General features: G+C 63.3%; 23 protein-coding genes. 14 read left to right on the top strand and 9 right to left on the bottom strand.

Annotated elements, in window-relative coordinates:
- The first annotated feature begins 24 nt into the window (after positions 1-24).
- The 3 genes from ACFVSI_RS13685 to ACFVSI_RS13675 all read left to right on the top strand — a co-directional run bounded on the left by ACFVSI_RS13685 (position 25) and on the right by ACFVSI_RS13675 (position 4,886).
- Positions 25-1,341, top strand: a complete 1,317-nt coding sequence (locus ACFVSI_RS13685) for an IniB N-terminal domain-containing protein (RefSeq protein WP_387824428.1) — start codon at positions 25-27, stop codon at positions 1,339-1,341.
- Between the two features lie 156 nt (positions 1,342-1,497).
- Positions 1,498-3,339, top strand: coding sequence for a dynamin family protein (locus tag ACFVSI_RS13680; protein ID WP_387824663.1), 1,842 nt, complete (start codon positions 1,498-1,500; stop codon positions 3,337-3,339).
- On the top strand, positions 3,339-4,886 hold the full coding sequence (locus ACFVSI_RS13675) for a dynamin family protein (protein WP_387824425.1): 1,548 nt from the start codon (positions 3,339-3,341) through the stop codon (positions 4,884-4,886). The genes ACFVSI_RS13680 and ACFVSI_RS13675 overlap by 1 nt, the downstream gene beginning before the upstream one ends.
- Here ACFVSI_RS13675 and ACFVSI_RS13670 read toward each other — a convergent pair.
- Together ACFVSI_RS13670 and ACFVSI_RS13665 are read right to left on the bottom strand one after the other, a co-directional pair.
- The gene (locus ACFVSI_RS13670; RefSeq protein ID WP_387824422.1) at positions 4,867-5,337 is read right to left on the bottom strand and encodes a hypothetical protein; all 471 of its coding nucleotides are present in this window, start codon (positions 5,335-5,337) and stop codon (positions 4,867-4,869) included. The genes ACFVSI_RS13675 and ACFVSI_RS13670 overlap by 20 nt on opposite strands.
- 126 nt (positions 5,338-5,463) lie before the next feature.
- Positions 5,464-5,898, bottom strand: coding sequence for a PLD nuclease N-terminal domain-containing protein (locus tag ACFVSI_RS13665; protein WP_387824419.1), 435 nt, complete (start codon positions 5,896-5,898; stop codon positions 5,464-5,466).
- 87 nt (positions 5,899-5,985) lie between these two features.
- Between ACFVSI_RS13665 and ACFVSI_RS13660 the strand changes: the two genes are divergently transcribed.
- A complete protein-coding gene (locus ACFVSI_RS13660) occupies positions 5,986-6,297 on the top strand; it encodes a DUF4229 domain-containing protein (protein ID WP_387824416.1) in 312 nt (103 codons plus the stop codon).
- Position 6,298: 1 nt separating this feature from the next.
- Here ACFVSI_RS13660 and ACFVSI_RS13655 read toward each other — a convergent pair whose 3' ends face one another.
- The 6 genes from ACFVSI_RS13655 to ACFVSI_RS13630 all read right to left on the bottom strand — a co-directional run bounded on the left by ACFVSI_RS13655 (position 6,299) and on the right by ACFVSI_RS13630 (position 11,969).
- Positions 6,299-7,180, bottom strand: a complete 882-nt coding sequence (locus ACFVSI_RS13655; protein ID WP_262275863.1) for a 1,4-dihydroxy-2-naphthoate polyprenyltransferase — start codon at positions 7,178-7,180, stop codon at positions 6,299-6,301.
- 53 nt (positions 7,181-7,233) lie between these two features.
- Positions 7,234-8,373 carry an AMP-binding protein gene (locus ACFVSI_RS13650; RefSeq protein WP_387824413.1) on the bottom strand — a complete coding sequence of 380 codons (1,140 nt, stop codon included), beginning with the start codon at positions 8,371-8,373 and terminating at the stop codon, positions 7,234-7,236.
- Between the two features lie 8 nt (positions 8,374-8,381).
- Positions 8,382-9,332, bottom strand: a complete 951-nt coding sequence (locus ACFVSI_RS13645) for a 1,4-dihydroxy-2-naphthoyl-CoA synthase (RefSeq protein WP_144659172.1) — start codon at positions 9,330-9,332, stop codon at positions 8,382-8,384.
- 21 nt (positions 9,333-9,353) lie between these two features.
- Positions 9,354-9,791, bottom strand: a complete 438-nt coding sequence (locus ACFVSI_RS13640; protein WP_387824410.1) for a VOC family protein — start codon at positions 9,789-9,791, stop codon at positions 9,354-9,356.
- A gap of 122 nt (positions 9,792-9,913) precedes the next feature.
- Positions 9,914-10,642, bottom strand: coding sequence for a CPBP family intramembrane glutamic endopeptidase (locus ACFVSI_RS13635; RefSeq protein WP_387824407.1), 729 nt, complete (start codon positions 10,640-10,642; stop codon positions 9,914-9,916).
- 76 nt (positions 10,643-10,718) lie between these two features.
- Complete coding sequence (locus ACFVSI_RS13630; RefSeq protein ID WP_387824404.1) at positions 10,719-11,969, bottom strand: Nramp family divalent metal transporter; 1,251 nt, start codon at positions 11,967-11,969, stop codon at positions 10,719-10,721.
- 367 nt (positions 11,970-12,336) lie between these two features.
- Here ACFVSI_RS13630 and ACFVSI_RS13625 point away from each other — a divergent pair, with 367 nt between their 5' ends.
- Positions 12,337-13,800: an amino acid permease gene (locus ACFVSI_RS13625; protein WP_387824401.1), complete on the top strand. Its 1,464-nt coding sequence runs from the start codon at positions 12,337-12,339 to the stop codon at positions 13,798-13,800.
- A gap of 73 nt (positions 13,801-13,873) precedes the next feature.
- Here the strand turns inward: ACFVSI_RS13625 and ACFVSI_RS13620 are convergent, their stop codons facing one another.
- Entirely contained in the window at positions 13,874-14,602 is a 729-nt protein-coding gene (locus ACFVSI_RS13620; RefSeq protein ID WP_387824398.1) for a dienelactone hydrolase family protein, read from the bottom strand.
- Between the two features lie 137 nt (positions 14,603-14,739).
- On the opposite strand from ACFVSI_RS13620, the gene ACFVSI_RS13615 reads away from it, so the two are divergent.
- The 9 genes from ACFVSI_RS13615 to paaZ all read left to right on the top strand — a co-directional run bounded on the left by ACFVSI_RS13615 (position 14,740) and on the right by paaZ (position 23,592).
- Positions 14,740-15,396 (top strand): pentapeptide repeat-containing protein, encoded by a 657-nt coding sequence (locus ACFVSI_RS13615; protein WP_387824395.1) that lies wholly within the window; start codon positions 14,740-14,742, stop codon positions 15,394-15,396.
- A 128-nt stretch (positions 15,397-15,524) separates the two neighbouring features.
- Complete coding sequence (locus ACFVSI_RS13610) at positions 15,525-16,751, top strand: thiolase family protein (RefSeq protein WP_387824392.1); 1,227 nt, start codon at positions 15,525-15,527, stop codon at positions 16,749-16,751.
- Positions 16,751-17,551, top strand: a complete 801-nt coding sequence (locus tag ACFVSI_RS13605; RefSeq protein ID WP_387824389.1) for an enoyl-CoA hydratase/isomerase family protein — start codon at positions 16,751-16,753, stop codon at positions 17,549-17,551. The genes ACFVSI_RS13610 and ACFVSI_RS13605 overlap by 1 nt, the downstream gene beginning before the upstream one ends.
- On the top strand, positions 17,548-18,411 hold the full coding sequence (locus ACFVSI_RS13600) for a 3-hydroxyacyl-CoA dehydrogenase family protein (protein WP_387824386.1): 864 nt from the start codon (positions 17,548-17,550) through the stop codon (positions 18,409-18,411). The genes ACFVSI_RS13605 and ACFVSI_RS13600 overlap by 4 nt, the downstream gene beginning before the upstream one ends.
- A 26-nt stretch (positions 18,412-18,437) precedes the next feature.
- Complete coding sequence (locus tag ACFVSI_RS13595) at positions 18,438-19,046, top strand: GNAT family N-acetyltransferase (RefSeq protein ID WP_387824383.1); 609 nt, start codon at positions 18,438-18,440, stop codon at positions 19,044-19,046.
- Positions 19,043-19,471 (top strand): hypothetical protein, encoded by a 429-nt coding sequence (locus ACFVSI_RS13590; protein WP_387824380.1) that lies wholly within the window; start codon positions 19,043-19,045, stop codon positions 19,469-19,471. Before ACFVSI_RS13595 ends, ACFVSI_RS13590 begins: the two co-directional genes overlap by 4 nt.
- 158 nt (positions 19,472-19,629) lie before the next feature.
- Complete coding sequence (locus tag ACFVSI_RS13585; RefSeq protein WP_387824377.1) at positions 19,630-20,544, top strand: SGNH/GDSL hydrolase family protein; 915 nt, start codon at positions 19,630-19,632, stop codon at positions 20,542-20,544.
- Positions 20,545-20,635: 91 nt separating this feature from the next.
- Positions 20,636-21,364, top strand: a complete 729-nt coding sequence (locus ACFVSI_RS13580; protein ID WP_387824374.1) for a tyrosine-protein phosphatase — start codon at positions 20,636-20,638, stop codon at positions 21,362-21,364.
- A 128-nt stretch (positions 21,365-21,492) separates the two neighbouring features.
- On the top strand, positions 21,493-23,592 hold the full coding sequence (gene paaZ, locus ACFVSI_RS13575; protein ID WP_387824371.1) for a phenylacetic acid degradation bifunctional protein PaaZ: 2,100 nt from the start codon (positions 21,493-21,495) through the stop codon (positions 23,590-23,592).
- Positions 23,593-23,769 lie beyond the last annotated feature (177 nt).

Raw genomic sequence — 23,769 nt, 5'->3', positions numbered from 1 at the left:
CACAGAATTTGAGGGAGCAGTCCAATGCCAACACTCGCACAACAGCTCGTGCAGTTCCTGATGAGCCTGTTCAACGACCCCGATGCCGCCGAAGATTTCGTTCGTGATCCGGAAGCGGCCCTCGCCGCCGCAGGGCTACGCGACGTTTCCTCCGCAGACGTGGACGCCGTCCGTCCGGTGGTCCTGGACTACGCGCCCATCAATGCGCGGTCCTCGTTCGACCGTGAATACAACACCGGTGGCAACCACGCCACCACTGGCGGCGGACGCCCGGAGCACGACGGCGGCGGCTGGGGCGGAGGACGTCCCGAGCACGGCGGCGGTGGCGCCGGTGGCGGTTGGGACGGTGGTCATGATGACCACGAGCACGACGACGATCACGAGCACGGCGGCGGCGGTGCCGGTGGCGGTTGGGGCGGTGGCCACGATGACCACGAGCACGACGACGATCACGAGCACGGCGGCGGCGGTGCCGGCGGCGGTTGGGGCGGTGGCCACGATGACCACGCCCACGCAGTCCAGCAGCTGGTCCACGTGGTGAACAACTACTCGTACACCACCACTATCGACGACCGCGACACGATCACCGACCAGTCGGTGAACCAGAACATCTGGGCCGATGGAAACGTGACGCAGTTCTTCAACCAGGATGCCGTAACTGCCTCCGGTGACGGTGCCATTGCTGCCGGTGACGACGTCACGAACTCGGGCAACACCACCACCACAACAACGACCACCAACACCGATGACCACTCGGTGGACAACTCCGTCAACGTCAACACCAGCGGCGACAACAATGACGTATCCGTGGGCAACGACTACTCGGACCACTCGGTGACCAAGGATTCGTACAACACCGACGATTCCTACAACACCAAAGACTCCTACAACACGGACGTCGACGTGGATGTAAAGATCAAGGATTCCTTCAACGAGGACAACTCCACGCATACCAACACCACCACCAACACGACGAACACCACCAACACCAACACGAACTCCTTCAACGACAACTCCACCGACGTGGACGTGGACCTGAAGGACGTTCAGGTCATCAACGACTCCGTGGTGGTCCAGGACAACGAACTGGATCTGGACTACTCGCCGGACTACTCCACCAACGTGGAAGTGGACGATGTCAACGTCATCAACGATTCGATCGTGGTGGCGGACAACGAGTTGACCTACACCGAGGACAACTCCACCACCGTCGGCGATGTGGACGTGGATTACACCAACGTCGAGGACAACGTTGTGGTGGCGGACAACGAACTCGATGTTGAGTACAACGACATCAGCGATTCGGTGGTCGTTGCCAAGAACGACGTCGAGATCGACTAAGACAAAGCGCGACACCCCCAGCAGTGCCCGGCAGGCGGACAACCACCTGCCGGGCACTTCGTGGCCTCCAGGGCGGGCCCTGAAACAGCACATGATGTGAGCAAAGGAAGAACGGTGGCGGAATCCATACGCTTGACCACCTTGGTGGAGCACGGAATGGCTGTGGCGGGTGAGCGGAATGACCTCAGGCGGCGGCTTGAGAACACCCTGAAACGTCTCCAGGATCCAAGCGTCAGGGTGATTGTGGTGGGCGAATTCAAACAGGGTAAGAGCCAGCTCATCAATGCGCTGGTCAACGCTCCTGTTTGCCCGGTGGATGACGATATCGCCACCACGGTTCCCACAGTGGTCCGGCACGGTGATCCGGCGTCGGCTGTTGTTCTTGTTCCCGCGGGCGCCGTCGCGGGACCGGACAGCGCCCCCGACGACGGTCCACCCGCGGAGCCGCGGGTGGACCGCCAGCCCGTAGACCTGGCCGCGTTGGCGGATTTCGTGTCGGAGAAAGGCAACCCCGGTAACTCCCGGAATATCATCGCGGCGGAGGTCGGCCTTCCCAGGAAGCTCCTGTCAGGCGGGCTCTGCATCGTGGATTCCCCGGGCGTGGGCGGCCTGGGCTCAAGCCACACCTTGACGACGCTCACCGCGTTGCCCTCGGCTCATGCCATGCTCTTTGTCTCGGACGCATCCCAGGAGTACACCGAACCCGAGATGCGGTTCCTTCGCCAGGCCATGCGCGTCAGCCCCAATGTGGCCTGCGTGTTGTCCAAGACCGACCTTTACCCCGCGTGGCGGCAGATCGCTGAGCTGGACAAGGGACACCTTGCCGACGTCGGGCAGGACATCCCCATGTTCCCCGTTTCCTCGGAGCTGCGGCTGCAGGCAGCACGGCTCCAGGACACCGACCTGAACAATGAATCCGGGTTCCCCGCCCTGATCTCCTACCTTCGCAACAGCATTGTTGGTGAAGCTGCCCTCCTGCAACGCCGCTCAGTGGGCAACGACCTCGTGTCGGTGACCGGGAACCTCATGCTGGCGTTGCGGTCCGAACTCGCTGCCCTGGAAAACCCCGAGGACACGCCCCAGATGATCGCCGGTCTGACCGCAGCAAAGGAGGACGCGGACGCGCTCCGTAAAAAATCCGCCCGCTGGCAGACAACCCTCAACGACGGGATAGGCGACCTCATCGCGGACATGGAGTATGACCTGAGGGATCGCCTCCGCCGCATACAACGTGAGGCAGAGACAGCCATCGACCTGGGCGATCCGGGCCCGGCCTGGGAGCAGTTCGCCAAGTGGCTTGAACAAAGCGTCGCCGCCGCGGTGTCGGATACGTTCGTGTGGACCAGTGAACGTGCACAGTGGCTGGCCGGCCAGGTCGCAGAGCATTTCACCGAGGACGAAGTAGCACTCCCGGCCCTCCATGTCGCCGACACCGGGGGTGTGCTGGATCCTGTGGCAGAACTCCAAGGCATGGAAGATGGGCGCATGGGACCGGTGCAGAAGATCCTGATCGGCATGCGCGGGTCCTACGGTGGGGTGCTGATGTTCGGGTTGCTCACCGGCCTGTTCGGTATGGCCCTGATCAATCCGTTGTCAGTGGGAGCTGGGCTCATGCTCGGCCGGAAAGCGTACCGGGAGGAGCAGGAAGCGCGGCTCAAACGGCGGCAGTCCGAGGCCAAGCTTTTGGTGCGGAAGCAGGTGGACGACGTCGTATTCCAGGTGGGCAAGCAACTCAAGGACCGCTTACGGCTGGTTCAGCGTGCCACCCGGGACCACTTCACGGACATCGCCGAGGAACACCACCGTTCCCTCACCGAATCCGTGGCGGCGGCGCAGAAGGCAGCGGCGACGTACGCCGCCGAGAGGGAACTTCGGATCAGGGAGATCAAGAACCAGCTCAAAGCCGTGGATGCGTTGAATGCCGTCGCCCGGCAACTGCAGGAGGAGGGGGCCTCCGCACAGCAGGCCGTTCCGGCGTCGTCGACGGTTCCGGCGTAATGATCCAGTCGGGTGTCGCGGGTGCAGCGGAGCTGTTGCGCCAGGCGCGGGAGCTGTACCACGGGGATCCGGCCGCCCTGGCAGTGCTTGATGAGCTCGACCATCGCCTTGCCGGGCCTTTGCGCATCGCGGTGGCGGGGATGGTGAAAGCCGGAAAGTCGACTCTTCTGAACGCCATCATCGGAGAAGAGATCGCCCCGACGGATGCCGGAGAGTGCACGAGGATCGTCACGTGGTACCGCTACGGGCATGCACCACGGATCACCCTCCATCCGTTGGCAGGGGAGCCCCGGGCCTTGCCGGTGAACCGTGAAGATGGCCGCTTGGTGTTTTCGTTGGGGGAACTCCAAGCGGAGGACGTGGAGAAACTGGTGGTCGACTGGCCGTCGGCCAGCCTCCGGGACCTGACTCTGATCGACACTCCCGGCATCGCTTCCCTCTCGAGCGAGGTGTCGGCGAGGTCCACTGCCTTCCTGGTTCCCGAGGATGCCCCCATGGCGGCCGATGCTGTCATCTACTTGATGCGCCACCTGCATGCCTCGGATGTGCACTTCCTGGAATCGTTCAAGGACACAACGGCCGGGAAGTCCGGGACGGTCAATGCCCTGGCCGTCCTGTCACGCGCGGACGAAATTGGCGCTGGACGGATCGATGCGTTGATCTCCGCGGCCGTGATAGCCGAACGCTACAGCCGGGACGAGAACCTCAAGCCGCTGGCCTTGGGCGTGGTTCCGGTCGCGGGATTGCTGGCACAGAGTGCACGGACCATGCGCCAACGCGATGTGGATGCTTTCACGGTCCTCGCCAGGCTCGATCGCAACCAGCGCGAAAGGATGATGCTCTCGGTTGACCGGTTCGTCCGGCCCGGGCCCGGTGGGCTGCCCGGACCCGGCGGGCTGCCCGGGCCCGGCGGGCTGCCCGGGCCCGGCGGGCTGCCCGGGCCCGACGGACTGGACCCGGAGTTGAAGGAATCCCTGGTTCAACGGTTCGGCATGTTCGGAATCCGGCTCGCGGTGGCCCTGATCCGGGGCGGAATCGACAGCCCAACTGAACTGGCGCACGAACTGGCGCGGCGCAGCGGATTGGGCCAGCTGCTTGGCACCGTAGACTCGCTGTTCCAAACCCGGGCAGACGCGCTCAAGGCGCGTGCCGCCGTCGTGGGTTTGGAATCGTTGCTCAGCGGATCCCAACCGGGGGAGGCAGCCGTCCTCGAAACGGCACTGGAACAGTTGCTCGCCGGGGCACATGAATTCAAGGAGCTGAGGCTTCTGGGATTGCTGCGGACCGGCGCTTCCGGGCTCGCGCCCGGGCAAGCCGAGGAAGCCGAACAGTTGGTGGGCGGCCGGGGCAATCTTCCATTCCAGCGGCTGGGACTTCCGCCGGAAGTGGGCCCCGACGACATCGCACGGGCAGCCCGTGACGCAGTGGACCGCTGGCGCCACATCGCGGAAAACCCCTTGCTGCTTGATTCATCGGCAGTGGACGCGTGCCGCGTGGTCCTGCGCAGCTGCGAGGGAATTCTGGCGGCTATGCCCGCCGTCCGCTGAGCAGCCAGGCAGTGGTGGACGGCAGGAAGAGCAGTATCAGGCCGGCTGCGGCGAGGATGAACTGGATGGCCAGAAGCACTGTGGCCATGACCCCGTCGGCGCCGGGGGCCGCCACATAGTCCACCGTCATCACAGTGACCACGGCGTGGAGCAGGACGACGGGGGCCAGAACCCAGCGGGGCCATGTGCGTCGCCTGAACAGGACTGCCAACAGGACGGCTTCCACCGCTACCACCGCAGCGATCAGCGCCAGGCTGCCAAGGAATACGACGGCGGTGGCTCCCTCGACCGCTGTGGCGTCACCGTCCGGGACCATGGACTGGATGACGCCCTTCAAACGTTCAAAATGGGCGTCCCGGCCAAGGAAGCCTGTGACCACGACGGCAACTCCGGCCAGGAAACTTGCCAGCCACAGCGAACGGGACAACCTCGCGGGACCGGGAGGCCTCACGGCAGCAACTATGGGAGGCGGGGTGGAAAGGGAGAATCCCGGGCGCTCGGGCGGCGCGGGTGGCCCGCTCACTGATGGCGTGGAGTTTGACTGCCGTGAACCATCAGCTTGCTGGGCCATGTTTACCTACTTCAGCTCGTCGGTATCATGCGCATCCGGCCCGCCGGCGGCGGCATCGCCCGAGCCGAAACCCTTGGCCTCGCCAGCGCCACCGGATGACTTGTCGCGGAGTTTGCGCTCCTTGGCTTCCAGGTCCGCCTTGAGCTTTTTCAGGCGGTCCTCTTCGGCTTGGTTGCGACGCCGGTTTTCAAGGTTTCGCAGGAACTCGGGGTCGTCATCAGGTGCGGTGGGGTGGCGCCGCGCGGGCGCTGCCGTGGGCTTGTTGTACGGGCGGCCGAAAATAAACCACAAAACGGCGCCCAGCACCGGCAGGACGATCATCACGATGATCCAGGCGGTCTTCGAAATGCCGCGGGTCTGGTGGCGGTCCGTACGTATGACATCCACCAGGGCATAGACGAAGACAACAAGGACGACGACGACGCCTATAACGCGGAGCATGCATCAAGTCTAGTGCCCGGAGGCCGTTCACTGGGTGCCAGGTTTTGGCCGTGATCAGAGTGCAACCATCGGGGCGGCTAAACTTGGATGGTGGCTTTCCTGAAGTATTCCCTCATTCGTTTGGCACTGTTCGTGCCGTTGTTCGTGCTGTTCGCCTTTTTGCAGGTCGGCTGGATCCTCGCAGTGGTCTTTGCAGGCCTGATCGCTTTCGCCATCAGCTACTTGTTCTTCCAGAAACAGCGCGACGCCGCAACGGCCGCCATGCGCGAACGTTTCTCCGGGCGGGCCAAGCCCATCCGCTCCGCCGGCGAGGTTGAAGACGCCGACGCCGAGGACAGCCTGGTTGAGCAGAACCCGGACGTTGCCATCAACAACGACAAGCGCCCCGGCACCTTCTAACTCAGAAGCCGCGGCTCAGGATCAGGCCCAGCGAGAACAGCAGGCTGTAGCCGAGGTTGATCAGGCCGGTCTGCTTGAGCACCGGGATCAGGCTCTTTCGCTTCTTCCCGTTCACCATCAACCACGCCGGCATGAGGCACGCGGGAATCAGCAGGAGCACGATCAACATCCACGGTTTGGTGGGCGCCAAGACAATCACCAACAGGATGGCCACCGCAAGCATCAGCACGTAGCTTTCCCGGGCATGGCGGTCGCCCAATCGAACCGCCAGGGTCCGCTTTCCGGCCGCGGTGTCCGTGGGGATGTCGCGGACGTTGTTGGCCATCAACAACGCACACGCAATGAGGCCCGTGCCGATCGCGCCAATGACGGCCGCCAGGCTGACCTGCCCTGCCTGGGTGTACGTGGTGCCCAGGGTGGCAACCAGCCCGAAGAACACGAACACGAACACATCGCCCAGGCCCATGTAGCCATAGGGATTCTTGCCGCCGGTGTAACCCCATGCCGCCAGGACGCATCCGATGCCCACCAGGATCAGCCACCAGGTCTGGGTGATGATCACCAGGATCAGGCCGCACACCATCGCGGCACCAAACAGGCCAAACGCCGCCCACTTGACCTGTTCCGGCCTCGCTGCGCCGGAGCCTACCAAGCGCAGGGGGCCAACCCTGTCCTCGTCGGTTCCGCGGATGCCGTCGGAGTAGTCGTTGGCATAGTTGACGCCGATTTGGAGCAGAAGCGCAACGAGCGCCGCCAGGATCGCGTTCGGCAACCGGAAGGCGTGAAGCTCGTACGCCGCTGCCGAGCCGATCAGGACTGGCGCGATTGCCGCGGGCAGGGTGCGGAGACGGGCTCCTTGGATCCATTGTGCAGCTGTCGCCACGTGTTGTACCTCGTGTGTTTCGCGTTTGATGTCAGTTGGGGGGAAGAACTTGTCTATTGTCCCTGATGCAGATTGGAAAGCAGTTCGATCATGGCCAGCCTGTCCGGCTTTCCGTTGGGGAGCATCAGCAATTCCTTGTCGGCAAGGACCGTTTTCGGTGCCAACACACCCAGGGCGGCTTGCCGTCGCGCCGTAAAACCGCTGATTCCCTCGCGGCTGGGGTCGTCGACGGCGATGTAGGCGGCTACTGCCTGCCCCCACTCCCGCGACGGGACGCCGGCGACGAAAGCCGCGTTGACGCCGTCGAGCTCTTCAAGCTTGCTTTGGATGTAAGCGGCGGAGGCCTTGACGCCGCCGGTGATGATGACGTCGTCGGCCCTGCCCAGCACGGTCAGCTTGCCTTCGGAAGAGAGCTCGCCGAGGTCGCCGGTGACATACCAGCGGCTGCCGTCCTCCTCGAAAAAAGCTTTCTCTGAAGCTCCAGCGGCATCCAGGTACCCGGCCGCAACAGTCGCGCCACCCAACAGGACGCGACCTTCCAACTCGCCCTCACCAAGGCGGACTTCGACGCCGTCCAGAGGCTCGCCGTCGTACACGCACCCGCCGCACGTCTCGGCGGAACCGTAGGTGGTGACGACGTTCAGCCCTTCGGCGTGGGCAGTGGCGAGCAGCTCCGGCGAAGCGGGGGCGCCGCCCAACAGGATCGCATTGAAGCGGCGCAGGACAGCCAGGGTTTCCGGAGAGGGGGAGTCCAGCAGGCGCTGCAGCTGCGTGGGTACGAGGGACGTGAAGCGGATCTTGTCGGTCAGTTCCTCCGCTGCGGCCGTAAAGGCCTCAGGCGTGAAGCCGTTCGACTGGTCCATCACCCATGGGCGCGTTCCGGCGTAGAGCGAGCGGACCAGGACCTGCGCGCCGGCCACGTACTGCAGCGGGAGGGCCAACAGCCACTGACCTTCGCCACGCAGGGCCATGGCAGTCGCCACCGACGACGCCGCCAGGGCATCGATGGTCAGCACGGTCGCCTTGGGGGCCCCGGTTGAGCCGGAGGTACGGACCACCAGTGCCGCGTCCTCGACGCCGGTCTCCACGGGAACCGCACTGGGTTTGCCGTCCGCGTCGGTGACGATTTCGACGGCGGGACCCTCACCGTGGAGGGCAGCGGCGAGTGCTTTGAGAATCGGATCGATATCCACGGCCGGTCCTAGAAGTAGTAGGGGAAGCTGGACCAGTCGGGATCGCGCTTTTGAAGGAAGGCTTCCTTGCCCTCCACGGCTTCGTCCGTCATGTACGCAAGGCGTGTGGCTTCGCCGGCGAAGACCTGCTGCCCGGCGAGCCCGTCGTCGGCGAGGTTGAAGGCGAATTTAAGCATGCGGATGGCCTGCGGCGACTGGCGGGCAATGTCCGCAGCGTATTCCAGCGCGACCTCTTCCAGCCGTTCGTGGTCCACGGCTTCGTTGACAGCGCCCATGCGAACCATGTCTTCTGCGGAATATTCGCGGGCAAGGAAGAAGATCTCCCGCGCGGCTTTCTGCCCGATCTGGCGGGCCAGCAGCGCAGAGCCGTATCCGGCGTCGAAACTTCCGACCGTGGCGTCCGTCTGCTTGAACTTGCCGTGCTCGCGCGAGGCGATGGTGAGGTCGCTGACCACGTGCAGGGAGTGGCCGCCGCCCGCCGCCCAACCGTTGACGACGGCGATGACCACCTTGGGCATGGTCCGCATGAGCCGCTGGACTTCCAGGATGTGGAGCCGGCCGGCGCGGGCGGGGTCGATGGTCTCCTGTGTGTCGCCCTCTGCATAGCGGTACCCGTCCCGTCCACGGATGCGCTGGTCGCCGCCGGAGCAGAACGAGTGCCCGCCGTCCTTTTCGGAGGGGCCGTTGCCGGTGAGCAGGACTGTGGCCACGTCGGGTGTCATGCGGGCGTGGTCCATGGCGCGGTACAGCTCATCCACGGTGCCCGGGCGGAACGCATTGCGGACTTCGGGGCGGTTGAAGGCGATGCGGACGGTCGGGAGGTCCTTGACCGTGCCGTCGGCTGAGCGCTCAACCTGCCGGTGGTACGTCATGTCCTTGAAGTCATCGAAGCCGGAAACCGTGCGCCAGCGCGATGGGTCAAAGATGTCGGAAACCTTGGCAGGGAGATCGTTGTTCACATACCGAGTCTAGTAACGGCCTCAGCTGATGCAGAACTCGTTGCCTTCCGGGTCTGCCATGGTGTGCCATTCGTGGGGTCCCTGGCTGGCGGTCCACAGGTGCCTGGCGCCGCGGGCTTCCAGTTCCTTGCGCACAACGTCCTTCTCCCGCCCGTCCAGTCGGACGTCCCAGTGCACCCGGTTTTTGACGGTCTTGTCATTCGGGTCCGTCTGGAACAGGATGCGTCGGCCGGCCTTTGGGTCCGGGTCCTCCGCCGGAACAATCGCGCAGCCATCGGCCCAGACGAGTTTGCCGTTGTGCGTGATGGTCTGGTCCTCCGTAGCGAAGCCTTGCTCGATCATGGAGCGGATGAAGTTTTCATCCTGGGGTTCCACAGTCCATTCAAGGGTCTCGGCCCACCAATCGGCGAGGTCGTGGGGCTTCTTGCAATCGACTACTACCTGGATGTTGAGTGACATGCCCCCAAGCTATTCCGACGGCGGGGGGCTGGGTAGTCGAATGCGGTCACCTTTCGTCCGGGTTACCCAACTAGGGGACAGCAAATGTCGCAATGAGGGCTCAGTGGGACGTTTGCTGTCCCCTAGTTGGGGAGGAGTTCCGGGGGCACGGCGTAGATGAGGACCACGGCCATGAGGTTCTTGGCTGCATGCACGAAGTAGGAGAACATCAGGTTCTTCCCCGTCCACACGTACACGGCCACCAGGACCGTCGCCATGCCCAAGTAAGGTGCCAGGGCTGACAGCACCAGGCCCTCACGTCCGATCACGTGGATGGAAGCAAAGACCACCATCGAGATCACGCAACAGATCCAGATATTCACATGCTGTGACAACTTGCCGATCAGCAGGTGGCGGAAGAGGTACTCCTCAACGAATGGCCCCAGAATCACCAACAACGGCACCATGAGCCACGCCGGAACATGTTGCAGCAAACCCTGGATACCAAGCTGGTTTTCGGAACTTTGCGCGGTCCCGAACGCAGCTACCAGGATCGCCGTCAGGATGAGCATCACCACGATCGCGAGGGGAATCATGCCCAGGGTGAACCACGGCCGGGTCCCGAGGATCTTCAGGTCGCGGCCCGCCACGCGCCGGGCTGACGCCACGGCAAATATTCCGACGCCGGCATAGAAGATGGCGTTGACCGCATAGGATGCGGTGGCCGGGTCGGGGAACAGCTGGAGCATGAGCCGCTGAACTGTTCCACCTGCGAAGGTGAAGTAGAGGGTGAATCCAAGGTAGGTGGCCACGGCAAGGTAGTCCAGGGCGGTGAATCTGTACAAAGATGCCTTGGTCTGAAGAATGCCCATGTGTCCAGCCTAGCTTTGCTGGGTTCGGGGGTGCTCAGCTTTGTCCGCTCAGGACGTGCCGCTCAACCCTGCCCGCTCAACCCTGTCCGCTCAGGGTCAGCGCGATCAGGACACAGTTCAATCCGACGATCAGGGTGGCGCTGGTCCAGCCGGCAATTTTCAGGGGCACGGAATCTGCGTGGATTCCCATCACGTCTCGTTTGCCGGTCAACCGGATCAGCGGAATCAGCGCGAAGGGGATGCCGAAGCTGAGCAGTACTTGGCTCAGCACCAGGGCCAGCGTCGGCTCAATTCCCGCGCCCAAGACGATCAGGGCAGGGACGAGGGTGATGACACGGCGGGCCAGCAGCGGGATGCGGATCTTGAGGAGCCCGCCCATGATGGTTGCCCCGGCGTAGCAGCCAACGGACGTCGATGCCAGCCCGGAAGCAAGCAGTCCGATAGCGAACACAACGCCAATGGCAGGACCCAATGCCGCTGTTACGGCCGCATGTGCACCGGCAATTGTGTCCGTTCCCTCGATCCCGCGCAGGCTGGAGGCGGCCAGGAGAAGCATGGAGATGTTGACGATTCCGGCGAGCAACAAGGCGCCCACCACGTCCATCCGGGTGGTCCGGATCAGCCGCGTCCGAATTATGGGGTCCGGTGAGAATCCGTGGCGGTCCCGGGCCAGGGCGGAGTGAAGGTAGATCGCGTGAGGCATGACGGTTGCTCCGAGCATGCTTGCTGCCAGGAGCACCGTGTCAGGTCCGTCGAATCGCGGAAGCAGGCCGCCGAGCGCACTTCCGGCGTCCGGGGGATTGACGAACAACCCTGAAACGAACCCCACTGCGATGATCCCCAGGAGAACCAGGATGGCGTACTCGAAGGACCGCTGGCCCCGCTGGGACTGCAGTGCCAGCAGCAGCATGGAAGCGACGCCGACGATCACGCCGCCTGCCAGAAGCGGCAGCCCGAACAGCAGATTGAGGGCGACGGCTCCGCCGATCACCTCGGCCATGTCGGTAGCCCCGGCGACAATTTCGGCCTGGGCCCAGTAGAGGCGCCGACGTTTCGTGCCCAGGCGCTTTCCCAGAATTTCCGGCAGGCTCATTCCGGTGGCGAGTCCGAGCTTGGCGGATTGGTACTGCACCAGGACTGCCATGGCATTCGCGGCCACCAGCACCCAGACCAAGAGGTAGCCGTAGTTCGCGCCGGCGGTGAGGTTTGCAGCAACGTTTCCTGGATCGACGTAGGCGATCGCAGCCACGAACGCCGGTCCCAGCAGCAGCAGTCGCGACCATGCTTTGCCGGGAGTGGCACGTGTTTCCAGGGTGGGTGCAGCCATTGGGGTTCCTCGTCGTTGGGGGTACTCATTACGAGGATAGCGAAATTTAGGCATACCGAAAAGTTTTATTTAGGCAATCCGTTGGAGAGTTGCGACGCGAGGTCAGATATGGCCCCTCCAGGGGTGAACATGGGCCACATCTGACCCCGCGTTGCTTCTGACCGGGGGTGGTGCTGTTGCCTGCGTCACGGGTCCGCTGTCACATGCCGTAAGATAGACGGGTTGCGCGAACGTTCGGCGTTCTGCGGCCTGCGTCACACAGCGGGTCCCTCAAACGGGAAAAACTCGAATTTTGTGTGCAAAAGCCGCCCGTGCTCCGGCACCGGCGCAACCACAACAGCAACACCCCAACCCACAAGGAACAGCTGTGCCGCAAAGTACCCCCACAGATCTCAAGAACCAGACGGCCTCAAGCACCGCCGTCGGTTCCTCCCTCAGCGCCGAGGGATACAAGAAGACCCTGAGCCGCCGCCACGTCACCATGATCGCCATGGGTGGCGCCATCGGCGTCGGCCTCTTCATGGGTGCCGGTGGCCGCCTGGCCTCCACCGGCCCGGCCCTGATTTTCTCCTACGCCATTGCCGGCGTCATCGCCTACCTGCTGATGCGCGCTCTCGGCGAACTCATCATGTACCGCCAGACCTCCGGTTCGTTCGTCAGCTACGCCGGTGAGATGTTCGGTAAGAAGGGCGCCTACCTGTCCGGGTGGATGTACTTCATCAACTGGGCCATGACCGGCATCGCCGAGCTCATCGCAATCGGTCTGTACTTCCAGTTCTTCTTCCCCAACGTGCCGATTGAACTGTCCGCCATTGCAGCATTGGTGCTGTTGGTGGCCGTGAACCTGTTCAGCGTCAAGGCGTTCGGCGAGTTCGAATTCTGGGCTTCCTGCCTCAAGGTTGCCGCGATCGTGATCTTCCTGGCTGTTGGCACGTTCATGGTTGTCACCAACGCCAAGGTGGGCGAGGGCCACGCGTCCGTAGCCAACCTGTTCCACGACGAAGGCGGCATGTTCCCCAAGGGCGGCCTGGTGATGATCCTGGTCCTCAACGCCGTGATCTTCGCCTACAACGCCATCGAGCTCGTCGGCATTACCGCAGGTGAGATGGAAAACCCGGAACGCGAAGTTCCCAAGGCGATCCGCGCCGTCGTGATCCGCATTGTGGTGTTCTACGTCGGTTCCGTTTCCCTGCTCGCCATGCTGCTGCCCTCTGACCAGTACAAGGCCGGTACCTCGCCGTTCGTGACGGTGTTCGGGCAGATGGGCTTGGGCTGGATGGGCGATGTGATGAACATGATCGTCATCACCGCAGCGCTGTCCTCCTGCAACTCCGGTCTGTACTCGATCGGCCGAATCTTCCGCACCATGGCCAACAACGGGCACGCCCCCCAGTGGCTGACCAAAATGTCTTCCCGCCACGTGCCATACGCTGCGATCCTGGCCATCGGCGGTGTCTACCTGGTGGGTATTCTGCTGAACATTTGGCTCGGTGGTTCGCACGCCTTCGATCTCGCCTTGAACACCGCGTCCATCGGCGTGATCTTCACATGGGGTTCGATCTTCGCCAGCCAGATCGCCCTGCGCCACAAGAAGGGCAAGGTCTCTTCCCTGCCGATGCCCGGTTCGCCGTGGACCAGCTGGCTCGGCCTCGTGGCGCTGCTGGCCATCACCGTGCTGATCGGTTTCGACACCATGACTGACAAGGCCACGGGCGAGGTCTTCCTCCTGGGGCTCTGGACCCTCGCCACCATTCCGTTCTTCGCCTTGGTGCTGTGGCTTGGCTGGCAGAAGGTCAAGAACAACGAGCCCAAGAGCGAGCTGTTCAGCTAGCGCTTATCAACGTTCGACGGCGGGTGTCTCCTTCCGGTGATTACGTCACCTGGAGGGGCGCCCGCCGTTTGTATTAATGGTCCTGAAGGTACTTGGCGAAATGCTCCTCGATGCGCCTCCACGCTTCCGGGGCAGAGGCGGGATCCGGCTTGATTCCCATGACCCGCATCAGTGGGCGGAGTGGCCTGGGTCCAACCGGCGCGTCGTTCATGAAGGCGTGGCCCGCTGTCGGAAATTCCTTGACGTCGTGCTCAATGCCAAGGTCGGAGAGGGCATGCTCCAATTTGGCGGCGGCGCCCGGCAGGGTCCGGTCTTTGGCCCCGTAGTTGGCGACCATCGGGCAGGCGCCTTCGAGGGCGCTGTGCAGGTCCCGCGGCAGTTGGCCGTAGTTCACCGACGCGGCGTCGAATCCGTCATTGGCTGAAAGCAGAGCGAAAGCGCCGCCCATGCAGAAACCGATGACGCCCACCCTTCCGCTGCACTTTTCATCCTCGCGCAACCACTCCTTGGCGGTGGCGATGTCCGCGAAGGCCCGTCCTGTGCCCGAAAGCATCGAGCGCATGGTGGCGACGAGGCAGCGTCGTGGACCGCCGTCGCTGTACAGGTCCACAGCCAGGGTCAGGTACCCCGCTGCCGCCAGGCGGTCTGCTTGGCGAAGCATCACATCGTTCAGTCCAAAGGCTTCGTGGATCATCACCACCCCCGGAAAAGGGCCATCTCCGGTGGGCTCGGCGAGGTACCCCTGGAGGCCAATGGAGCCTCCCGCGGCCTTGCTCTTCGCGCTCAAGTCGATGGTGACCACGTGGCCCTCCTTCAGGTTCAAGCGGACGAGCTTTTTGTCAGGGCCCAAGGATAGGCTCGAAGCATGGAACTACCCACTACTTTGACGCAGCATACCAACGCCGGACCGGGGAAGCCCGGAAAGGCGGAGTCACTCTGATGGCGGCAGCGAAGGTTGCCGCCCCGAAGATTTCCCCGGTGCGGTTGGAAGAACTGCGCGACGACGACGCCCCGGATTTCCAGCGCGGCGAAAGGTACGACGGCGTCCGGCTCACCAGGGTTTCCGCGGACGGTGAGGAACTCAGTGGCGCGGATTTCATTGAGTGCGAATTCAACGGGGTGTCCTTCAACGAGGCACAACTGCGCGGGGCAACGTTCCGGGAGTGCGTTTTGGCTGAGCCGTATGCGCCCGTACTGATGGCTGCGCGCACCTCTTGGCAGGACGTGGAGATCACCAACCCACGATGGGGTTCTGCAGAACTTTATGAGGGCACCTGGCGTTCGGTCCGCATCGACGGCGGGAAGCTGGACTATGTGAACCTTAGGGGCTCAAAGCTCATGGACGTGCAGATCTCGGATTGCATTATCAACGAGCTTGACCTCGGCGGAGTGACCGGCACCCGCGTGGCTTTGAAGAACTGCACCATCGGCACCCTGGATGTCTCAGGTGCCAAGCTCAAGGACGTGGACTTGCGGACTTCGGAGTTCCGCGGAATCAATGGACTGGCCGGACTTGCCGGGGTGGTCATCGACGATTACCAGCTGAGCTTGATGGCCCCCTTGTTGGCCGGCCATTTGGGGATCCGGGTGGTGTGAGGCGGCGATGGGGCGGTCCTCCGGGGAGCTTCATCTGTTGACCGTCCCGCTGGGCCGTGTAATCTTTATAGAACGAACGGTCGGTATATTATTCCGCCGGTCCCTTTACTTTCGCGAAGGATGTTCTCATGGTCGAGGCTTTTCTTGTTGGCGGCGCTCGTACGCCTGTCGGACGCTATGGTGGGGCGCTGTCCTCTGTCCGCCCCGACGACCTCGCAGCACTGGTGGTCCGGGAAGCGGTGGCGCGAGCCGGCGTCGACCCTGACGCCATTGACGAGGTAATCCTCGGCAACGCCAACGGCGCCGGTGAGGAGAACCGCAACGTCGCCCGTATGGCAACCCTCCTTGCCGGACTTCCCCTCCACATCCCCGGGATCACCGTGAACCGCCTGTGTGCCTCGGGCCTGAGCGCCATCATCATGGCCAGCCAGATGATCAAATCCGGCGCTGCGGACATCGTGGTGGCCGGCGGCGTCGAGTCCATGAGTCGGGCGCCGTGGGTGCAGGAGAAGCCCGCGACAGCGTTCGCCAAGCCGGGCCAGATCTTCGACACGTCCATCGGATGGCGCTTCGCCAACCCGCTCTTCACCAAAGGCGAGCTGTCCCGCGACGGCAAGATGACCTACTCCATGCCGGAGACCGCCGAGGAAGTGGGCCGTGTGGACAACATCTCGCGAGAGGATGCCGACGCTTTCGCGGTTCGTTCGCATGAGCGCGCCCTGGCAGCCATTGCCGGTGGTCGCTTCAAGGACGAAATCGTCCCGGTCACCGTGAAGACCCGGAAGTCCGAAACTGTTGTGGACACTGACGAGGGGCCGCGCGAGGGAACCACCATGGACGTGCTTGCCGGGCTTCGTCCTGTAGTCCCGGGTGGCTCCGTTGTGACCGCAGGCAATTCGTCCACGCTGAATGACGGTGCCTCGGCCATCATCGTCGCCTCCGAGTCCGCCATCAAGAAGTTTGGCCTCACGCCCCGCGCCCGCATCGTCGACGGCGCCTCCGCAGGCTGCGAACCGGAAATCATGGGCATCGGCCCCGTCCCGGCAACGCAGAAGATCCTGGCCCGGACAGGGCTTAGCGTGGACCAGCTCGGAGCCGTGGAACTGAACGAAGCTTTCGCCACGCAGTCCTTGGCAAGCATGCGTCGTCTTGGTTTGGATCCGGATATCGTCAATAACGACGGCGGTGCCATCAGTTTGGGACACCCGCTCGGTTCCAGCGGCTCACGGATCGCCATCACGCTCCTGGGCCGCATGGAACGCGAACTCTCCTCAGCGACCGGACCCAAGCTGGGTCTGGCCACCATGTGCATCGGCGTCGGCCAAGGTACCGCAATGCTGCTGGAAGGCGTGTAATGGCATTGAACCCTGAAGATTTCACCGCGCTCCTGATTGAGGAGCGCGAGGACAGGCTCGTCGTTCTTCTGAACCGTCCCGAGGTCCGCAACGCGATCGACCAGACGATGGTGGATGAGCTCCACGCGGTCTGCGCCGAGCTGGAACGAAACCCGAAAGTGCTGATCATCGCCGGAACGGACGGCGTGTTTGCCTCGGGTGCCGATATCGGGCAGCTGCGTGAACGACGCCGGGATGACGCGTTGCAGGGCATCAATTCAACGATCTTTGTCCGCATCGCAAAGCTGCCCATGCCCGTCATTGCGGCACTGGACGGATATTGCCTCGGCGGGGGAGCGGAGCTCGCCTACGCCGCAGACTTCCGGATCGGCACGCCGAGTGTGCGGATCGGAAACCCGGAGACGGGCCTCGGCATTCTGGCGGCCGCCGGCGCGACGTGGCGGCTCAAGGAACTCGTCGGGGAACCGAAAGCCAAGGAGATCCTCCTGGCGGGCGCGGTGCTGCGGGCCGAGGAAGCGCTCCGGATCAACCTCATCACCTCCATTGTTGAAGCGCCGGAGCTGATGGACGCCGCGGATGCTCTCGCCGACAGGATCGGTCGCCAGGATCCGATGGCCGTTCGCATCACCAAGTCGGTGTTCCATGCCCCGGCTGAAGCCCACCCCCTCATCGACACCTTGGCGCAGGGAATACTCTTCGAATCCCAGGCAAAGTTTGATCGCATGCAGGCTTTCCTCGACAAGAAGTCTTCGGATAAGAAGAACGCAAACGAAGCTACCCAGGACAGGACCAGGAAATGACAGCCGTTCCCTCCATCCCGCACGTCGTCGGAGTGCTGGGCGGTGGCCGGATGGGCGCCGGCATCGCGCATGCCTTCCTCATCAAGGGCGCCACTGTGATTGTTGTTGAGAGGGACCACGAGGCCGCAGCTGGCGCGCATGGCCGGGTGGCAGAAGCGGTGGCCAAGTCTGCAGCCCGTGGCACACTCAGCGAATCAGCCGAGGAAGCCATGTCCCGATTTAGCACCTCCACGGACTACGAGTCATTCGTTCATTGCGGACTGGTGGTGGAAGCAGTCCCCGAAGATTTCGATCTCAAGGTCACAGCGCTGAAGGCCGTGGAAGACCACCTGTCAGGCGACGCTTTCCTGGCCTCTAACACGTCCTCGCTGTCCGTTACGGGACTGGCCAACGAGCTCCGCAGGCCCGCCAACTTTGTTGGGCTGCACTTTTTCAATCCGGTGCCCGCCTCCGCGCTGATTGAAGTGGTGCTGGCCAAAGAGACGTCTCCCGAACTCGCTCAAGCGGCGAAAAACTGGACAGAGGCACTCGGCAAGACCGCCGTCGTCGTTAATGACGCTCCCGGATTTGCGTCCTCAAGGCTTGGCGTGGCCATTGCCCTGGAAGCGATGCGCATGGTGGAAGAGGGCGTTGCCTCCGCCGAGGACATCGATGCCGCGATGGTGCTTGGCTACAAACACCCAACAGGGCCGCTGAAGACCACGGACATCGTAGGGCTGGACGTCCGGCTCGGGATCGCCGAGTACCTGCACTCCACGCTGGGCGACCGTTTCGCTCCGCCGCAGATCCTGCGTGACAAAGTGGAGCGCGGCGAGCTCGGCCGAAAATCCGGCAAGGGCTTCTTCGACTGGAACGACTAAGGTCCGCGGCCGGTTAGGCTAGCCGGGTGACTTCAACCGAACCCATCACCCTGACCGGCAAATTCGTGACCCTTGAGCCGCTGGCGCCGGAGCACCACGATGGCTTGGTGGACGCCGCCCGTGACGGGAACTTGTGGAAGCTCTGGTACACCTCCGTTCCCACGCCCGAAGGGATGGCTGCCGACATTGAGCGTCGGCTGTCGCTCCAGGACGCAGGTTCCATGCTGCCCTTTGCCACGCGGCTCAACGCCACGGGCAAGCTCATCGGCATGACCACCTACATGAACATCGACGCCAGCACCCCTCGGGTGGAGATCGGGTCCACCTGGAACGCGGCGTCGGCGCACGGCACAGGAACCAACCCGGATTCGAAGTTGCTGCTGCTGCGGCACGCGTTTGAAGCCCTGGGCTGCCCGGCGGTGGAATTCCGCACGCACTGGCTGAACCACCAGTCCCGCGAGGCGATCGCACGTTTGGGGGCCAAGCAGGATGGCGTGCTCCGGAACCACTCGCGCACCAAGGATGGCGTGCTCCGCGACACCGTGGTGTTCTCAATCCTCGAGCACGAGTGGCCTGCGGTGCGGAACGGCCTGGAGTACCGGCTGGCCCAGTACGGGGCGTACCCAACGCCGTGACAACACGCCGGAAGCCCAGGTTCAGTCTCCGGACAGCCATCATCACCATCGTCCTGGGAACTGTGTGGTTGCTCATCTTCAGCAACGCGCCCGCACTCGAGGGGACAGTGGCCGCGCAGGGGACTGTGGTTGACCAGGAAGTAAGCGGCAAAGGTCTATGTGAGCCCATCGCCACTGTGGCGGTTGACGGCGTCACCTACCGGACCCCGCCAGGCACCAGCGCCAAGCCCTGTGCGTATGAGATCGGTGATTCGATCGATGTTACGTACCATCCGGATGATGTGGCAGGAACATTGGAAATTCCCCTTGAAGGATCGTCGAAGAAGGCTGTAGCGCTGCTTCCGTTGGTGGGTGTGGCCCTGTTGATCGGCGGCATTGTGTCCTTGGTGGGAAATATCCTCTATCGCCGGCGGGGCAATGCCTGAACACCTTGCGGCGAGGTCTTTTCCCTGCTTGCCGGCGGGCGTAATCTAGCCACACATTGCCCCGGTATGCGGCCGACTGGTGGGCGAGCCGCGACATCCGCGAACAGCTGAAGCTCGGATTGCCGGAGCCCCATCACCGCAAAAAAAGGGGATTAGTCATGGCAAAGCAAAATTCACGAAGCCGGATCCCGGCTTTGGTCGGCGGCCTCGCCATCGCGGCGCTCACGCTGGGGTTCACCGCCGCTCCTGCCACCGCGGCGCCGCCGCCACCGCTCGACTATGTCGCGCTGGGTGATTCGTACACGGCGGGGACGGGCGCGGATGGGCTCTACTGGCCCGACGATGAAACATGCTGGCAAAGCGAAGGAGGATACGTCGACCTTGTGGCTGCCACAGGCCGCGTGCACCTTGTGGCGAACGCTGCTTGTCATGGCGCCTTCCTGGTCCCGTTGGGAAGAGCAACGCCGATAAGCGCGCAGCTCGCAGGGCTAATACCGGGATCCCTCAATGCGACAACCGATTTGGTAAGCATCACGGCGGGAGCCTTGGATGCCGGGAGCGGAGTCGCCTTGCAGGCCTGCTCCACACCGGGCACTCAACTGTGCGCCGAAAAAGTGGCCGGAGCCATCCAGGACCTTCAATCCGGCGCCCTCTTGGGCGGTTTGGCCCTCACCTATCAAACGATCCAGGATGCTGCACCGGACGCCACCATCGCTGTGCTGGGATACCCCCGACTTTTCGACCCAGCCCAGGGTGACATTTCCTTTCGAGGGGTAACGGTGGTGCCAGTGGCCAACCAGATTCTGGTCAACCAGGCCATTGATGCACTCAACGCCACTATTGCCAAGGCTGTGAGAGTCAGCGGTGCCAACGCCGTGTTCGTTGACATGACCAAGCGCTTCTTGGGACACGCGGTGAACTCAGGCAACCCATGGCTTCAGCTGGAACTGACTCCCGTTCTGCCCGAAACGCGTCTGCCGGATGCCAACTTCCATCCGAACGACGCCGGCCATCAAGCCTACGCGTCAGCACTGCTCTCCAATGTAAAACCCACCAAGCTGGTGAAGCAGTAACTGGCGTTGCCAACCCGCTGATCCGTTGTTGGCCAACAACGGATCAGCGGGTTCGCCACGGTTCCGCCCTGATGTGCTTAGCATGGCTTCCATGGACGGGACTTCTTCAACCCACCAAAGGGTCCACTGGGACGGCGCTGTCAACGCCTGGAAGATCGCCGGCGACGTCTATCGGATGGGCCGCCACGAATGGGTCACCGGTGCCGGTTGGCAGCAGATGTACGACGACGGCGTCCGCACTGTGATCGACCTGCGCGCCTCGCGGGAGCGGCGGCAACGCGACACCGACCCCGAGGTGCCGGACGACGTGAGGGCGCGTATCGCCGTCGTACATTGCCCAACGGAAGATCCGGACCACAGCCAATTCGGGGAGCTGTTCGGCCCGTACTTGAAGGACCCGGCGCAGTACGGCGACTACCTGCAGCTGTTCGGGGAGAAGATCGCGGCGGTGTTCAAGGCGATAGCTGCCTCGCCGGGCAAAGTGGTGGTGCACTGTTCAGCCGGCCGGGACCGCAGTGGAATGATCGCGTTGATGCTGCAGAGGCTCGCGGGGTTCACCGATGACGAGATTCTTCAGGGCTACGAGCTTGCGGCCAGGGGGATCAATGAGAGGCATCGTACCCACGGAGCGCCCCATGCCCACGATCCCTATCTGCCCGGCGAGCAGCTTGAAGCGATGCTGGCGGAGCGCCTGGCGAGTCTGCGGCTCTACCTGGCGTCGGTTGATGTTGCCGGTTTCCTGGTGGCCCATGGGGTTTCCGAGGAGGAGTTGAGCGCGATCCAGGCCAAGGTCGAAGCCGACGCCGGTCTGCCCGGCTGAGAATTAGCTGCTGTACTCTCACGGGCATTCATGTACCCTGTATATATTACCGAACGGCCGGTCAGTAATGTTGGTTCCTCCAGCGATGACCGTGCCGATTTCATGTGCCTTGGAAGGACCCGTCGACGATGACCACTACCGCAGTCGCCCCGGAAACCACAGCCGTTGCCACCGTCCCCAGTTATGTCCAGGATGCGTGGTGGACTCCCGCGTCCGACGCCAAGACCGTCCCCGTCAGGGATGCCAGCACCGGAGAAGTCCTGGCCAACGTGAGCACTGACGGACTGGACCTTGCCGCCGTCGTAAATCACGGACGGACCACGGGCCAAACGGAACTTGGCAAACTGACGTTCCACCAGCGGGCACTCAAGCTCAAAGAGCTCGCCATGTACCTCAACGGCCGGCGTGAGGAGCTGTACGCATCCTCGTCGCAGAGCGGCGCCACCAAGATCGACAATATGATCGACATCGACGGCGGCATCGGCGTGCTCTTCACCTTCGGCTCCAAGGGCCGCCGTGAACTGCCGAACTCCCAGGTTGTGGTGGACGGTCCCATGGAGATCCTGTCCAAGGATGGGTCCTTTGCCGGCGAGCACATTTACACGCGCATCCCGGGTGTTGCCGTGCAGATCAACGCCTTCAACTTCCCGGTGTGGGGCATGCTGGAAAAGTTTGCGCCGGCGTTCCTTGCCGGCGTCCCTACAATCGTCAAGCCTGCGACACCCACAGGGTACGTCGCCGCAGCTGCGGTCAAGGCGATCATCGAATCCGGGATCCTTCCTGCGGGCTCGCTGCAGCTCATTTCCGGCTCGGCCCGGACCCTGTTGGATGAACTCGACTACCGCGATCTTGTGTCCTTCACCGGTTCGGCGTCCACGGCGAACTCCCTCAAATCGCACGCCAACGTGGTCCAGGGCGGCGTCCGCTTTACCTCCGAAACGGACTCCCTGAACGCCGCGATCCTCGGCCCCGACGCCGTCCCCGGCACCCCCGAGTTTGACGCTTTCGTCAAGGCCGTCGTTACGGAGATGACCGTCAAGGCCGGTCAGAAGTGCACCGCCATCCGCCGCGTGATCGTTCCCTCGGAGCTGACCTCCGACGTCGCCGCCGCTATCGGCGCCCGGATCAACGAGCGTGTTGTGCTTGGTGACCCCCGCGCCGAAGGCGTCACCATGGGTGCCCTCGCCTCGCTGGAACAGCTCGCCGATGTCCGGGCTGCTGTCCAGACAATGCTCGACGCCGGCGGCGAGCTTGCGTACGGATCTCTCGAAGCGCCGTCGGTCACTTCCGTTGGCGGCACTGTGGGCGTGGTGGAAGATGGTGCGTTCATGGCACCGGTCCTCCTCAGCTGGGCCGATGCGGAAGCCGAAGAAGTCCACTCGTTGGAAGCTTTCGGACCTGTTTCCTCAGTTCTCGGTTACAGCGACCTCGCGGATGCTGTGCGGCTTGCTGCCCGTGGTTCAGGCTCGCTGGTGGCTTCGGTGTGCACCAACGATCCTGCTGTTGCCCGTGAGTTGGTGACTGGAATCGCTGCCCATCATGGCCGCGTGCACATGCTCAACCGTGAGGACGCGCGGTCCTCCACAGGCCACGGTTCCCCTGTTCCCCACCTGGTCCACGGTGGCCCTGGCCGCGCTGGTGGCGGCGAGGAACTGGGCGGCATCCGCTCCGTACTGCACCACATGCAGCGCACTGCCATCCAAGGTTCGCCGAACATGCTCACTGCCGTTACCGGTCAGTGGCACACCGGCGCCGACCGGAACTTCACTGTGGAAACCGAGGGTGAGCACCCGTTCCGCAAGTCCCTTGCCACGCTGCGCATTGGCGACGCCGTCCGTTCGGAGCTGCGCCAGGTCTCGCTGGAGGACATCACTGCGTTTGCGAACTCCACGGGTGACACGTTCTACGCCCACACCAACCAGGAAGCTGCCGAGGCCAACCCGTTCTTCCCCGGAATCGTGGCGCACGGGTACCTGTTGCTGAGCTGGGCTGCAGGCCTGTTCGTGGAGCCAGCGCCGGGTCCCGTCCTGGCCAACTACGGGCTGGAGAACCTGCGCTTCATCACACCTGTGGCCGCCGGGGATTCCATTCGCGTGACGCTGACGGCGAAGAAGATCACTCCCCGTGAGACCGACGAATATGGCGAGGTTGCCTGGGACGCCGTCCTGACCAACCAGAACGACGAGATCGTGGCAACCTACGACGTCCTCACCCTCGTGGAGAAGTAACCCTCTCTCACATTCCCCGGGTTTGGGCTGGTCGCTCGCTCACTCAAACGATGAAACGCCTTTCCACGCGATGTGGGAAGGCTGCGGTCGTATGGTTTTTTGAGACAGCTTGATGGGAGATTCGTTTCAGATGACCACGCCCAGAAGAAAATATGATGCCGCGTTTCGTGAGGAAGC

This window comes from Paenarthrobacter sp. NPDC057981, assembly GCF_042886835.1.
Taxonomy (GTDB): domain Bacteria; phylum Actinomycetota; class Actinomycetes; order Actinomycetales; family Micrococcaceae; genus Arthrobacter.
Note: the sequence above shows the minus strand (reverse complement) of the source record. Positions and strands in the feature narration are given on the sequence as shown.

Excerpts from the sequence above, each read along its gene's own strand:
- ACFVSI_RS13685 (WP_387824428.1), top strand. The coding sequence starts at position 25 with ATGCCAACACTCGCACAACAGCTCGTGCAGTTCCTGATGAGCCTGTTC.
- ACFVSI_RS13680 (WP_387824663.1), top strand. The coding sequence starts at position 1,498 with ATGGCTGTGGCGGGTGAGCGGAATGACCTCAGGCGGCGGCTTGAGAAC.
- ACFVSI_RS13675 (WP_387824425.1), top strand. The coding sequence starts at position 3,339 with ATGATCCAGTCGGGTGTCGCGGGTGCAGCGGAGCTGTTGCGCCAGGCG.
- ACFVSI_RS13665 (WP_387824419.1), bottom strand. The coding sequence starts at position 5,898 with ATGCTCCGCGTTATAGGCGTCGTCGTCGTCCTTGTTGTCTTCGTCTAT.
- ACFVSI_RS13660 (WP_387824416.1), top strand. The coding sequence starts at position 5,986 with ATGGTGGCTTTCCTGAAGTATTCCCTCATTCGTTTGGCACTGTTCGTG.
- ACFVSI_RS13640 (WP_387824410.1), bottom strand. The coding sequence starts at position 9,791 with ATGTCACTCAACATCCAGGTAGTAGTCGATTGCAAGAAGCCCCACGAC.
- ACFVSI_RS13635 (WP_387824407.1), bottom strand. The coding sequence starts at position 10,642 with ATGGGCATTCTTCAGACCAAGGCATCTTTGTACAGATTCACCGCCCTG.
- ACFVSI_RS13630 (WP_387824404.1), bottom strand. The coding sequence starts at position 11,969 with ATGGCTGCACCCACCCTGGAAACACGTGCCACTCCCGGCAAAGCATGG.
- ACFVSI_RS13615 (WP_387824395.1), top strand. The coding sequence starts at position 14,740 with ATGGCGGCAGCGAAGGTTGCCGCCCCGAAGATTTCCCCGGTGCGGTTG.
- ACFVSI_RS13610 (WP_387824392.1), top strand. The coding sequence starts at position 15,525 with ATGGTCGAGGCTTTTCTTGTTGGCGGCGCTCGTACGCCTGTCGGACGC.
- ACFVSI_RS13605 (WP_387824389.1), top strand. The coding sequence starts at position 16,751 with ATGGCATTGAACCCTGAAGATTTCACCGCGCTCCTGATTGAGGAGCGC.
- ACFVSI_RS13600 (WP_387824386.1), top strand. The coding sequence starts at position 17,548 with ATGACAGCCGTTCCCTCCATCCCGCACGTCGTCGGAGTGCTGGGCGGT.
- ACFVSI_RS13585 (WP_387824377.1), top strand. The coding sequence starts at position 19,630 with ATGGCAAAGCAAAATTCACGAAGCCGGATCCCGGCTTTGGTCGGCGGC.
- ACFVSI_RS13580 (WP_387824374.1), top strand. The coding sequence starts at position 20,636 with ATGGACGGGACTTCTTCAACCCACCAAAGGGTCCACTGGGACGGCGCT.
- paaZ (WP_387824371.1), top strand. The coding sequence starts at position 21,493 with ATGACCACTACCGCAGTCGCCCCGGAAACCACAGCCGTTGCCACCGTC.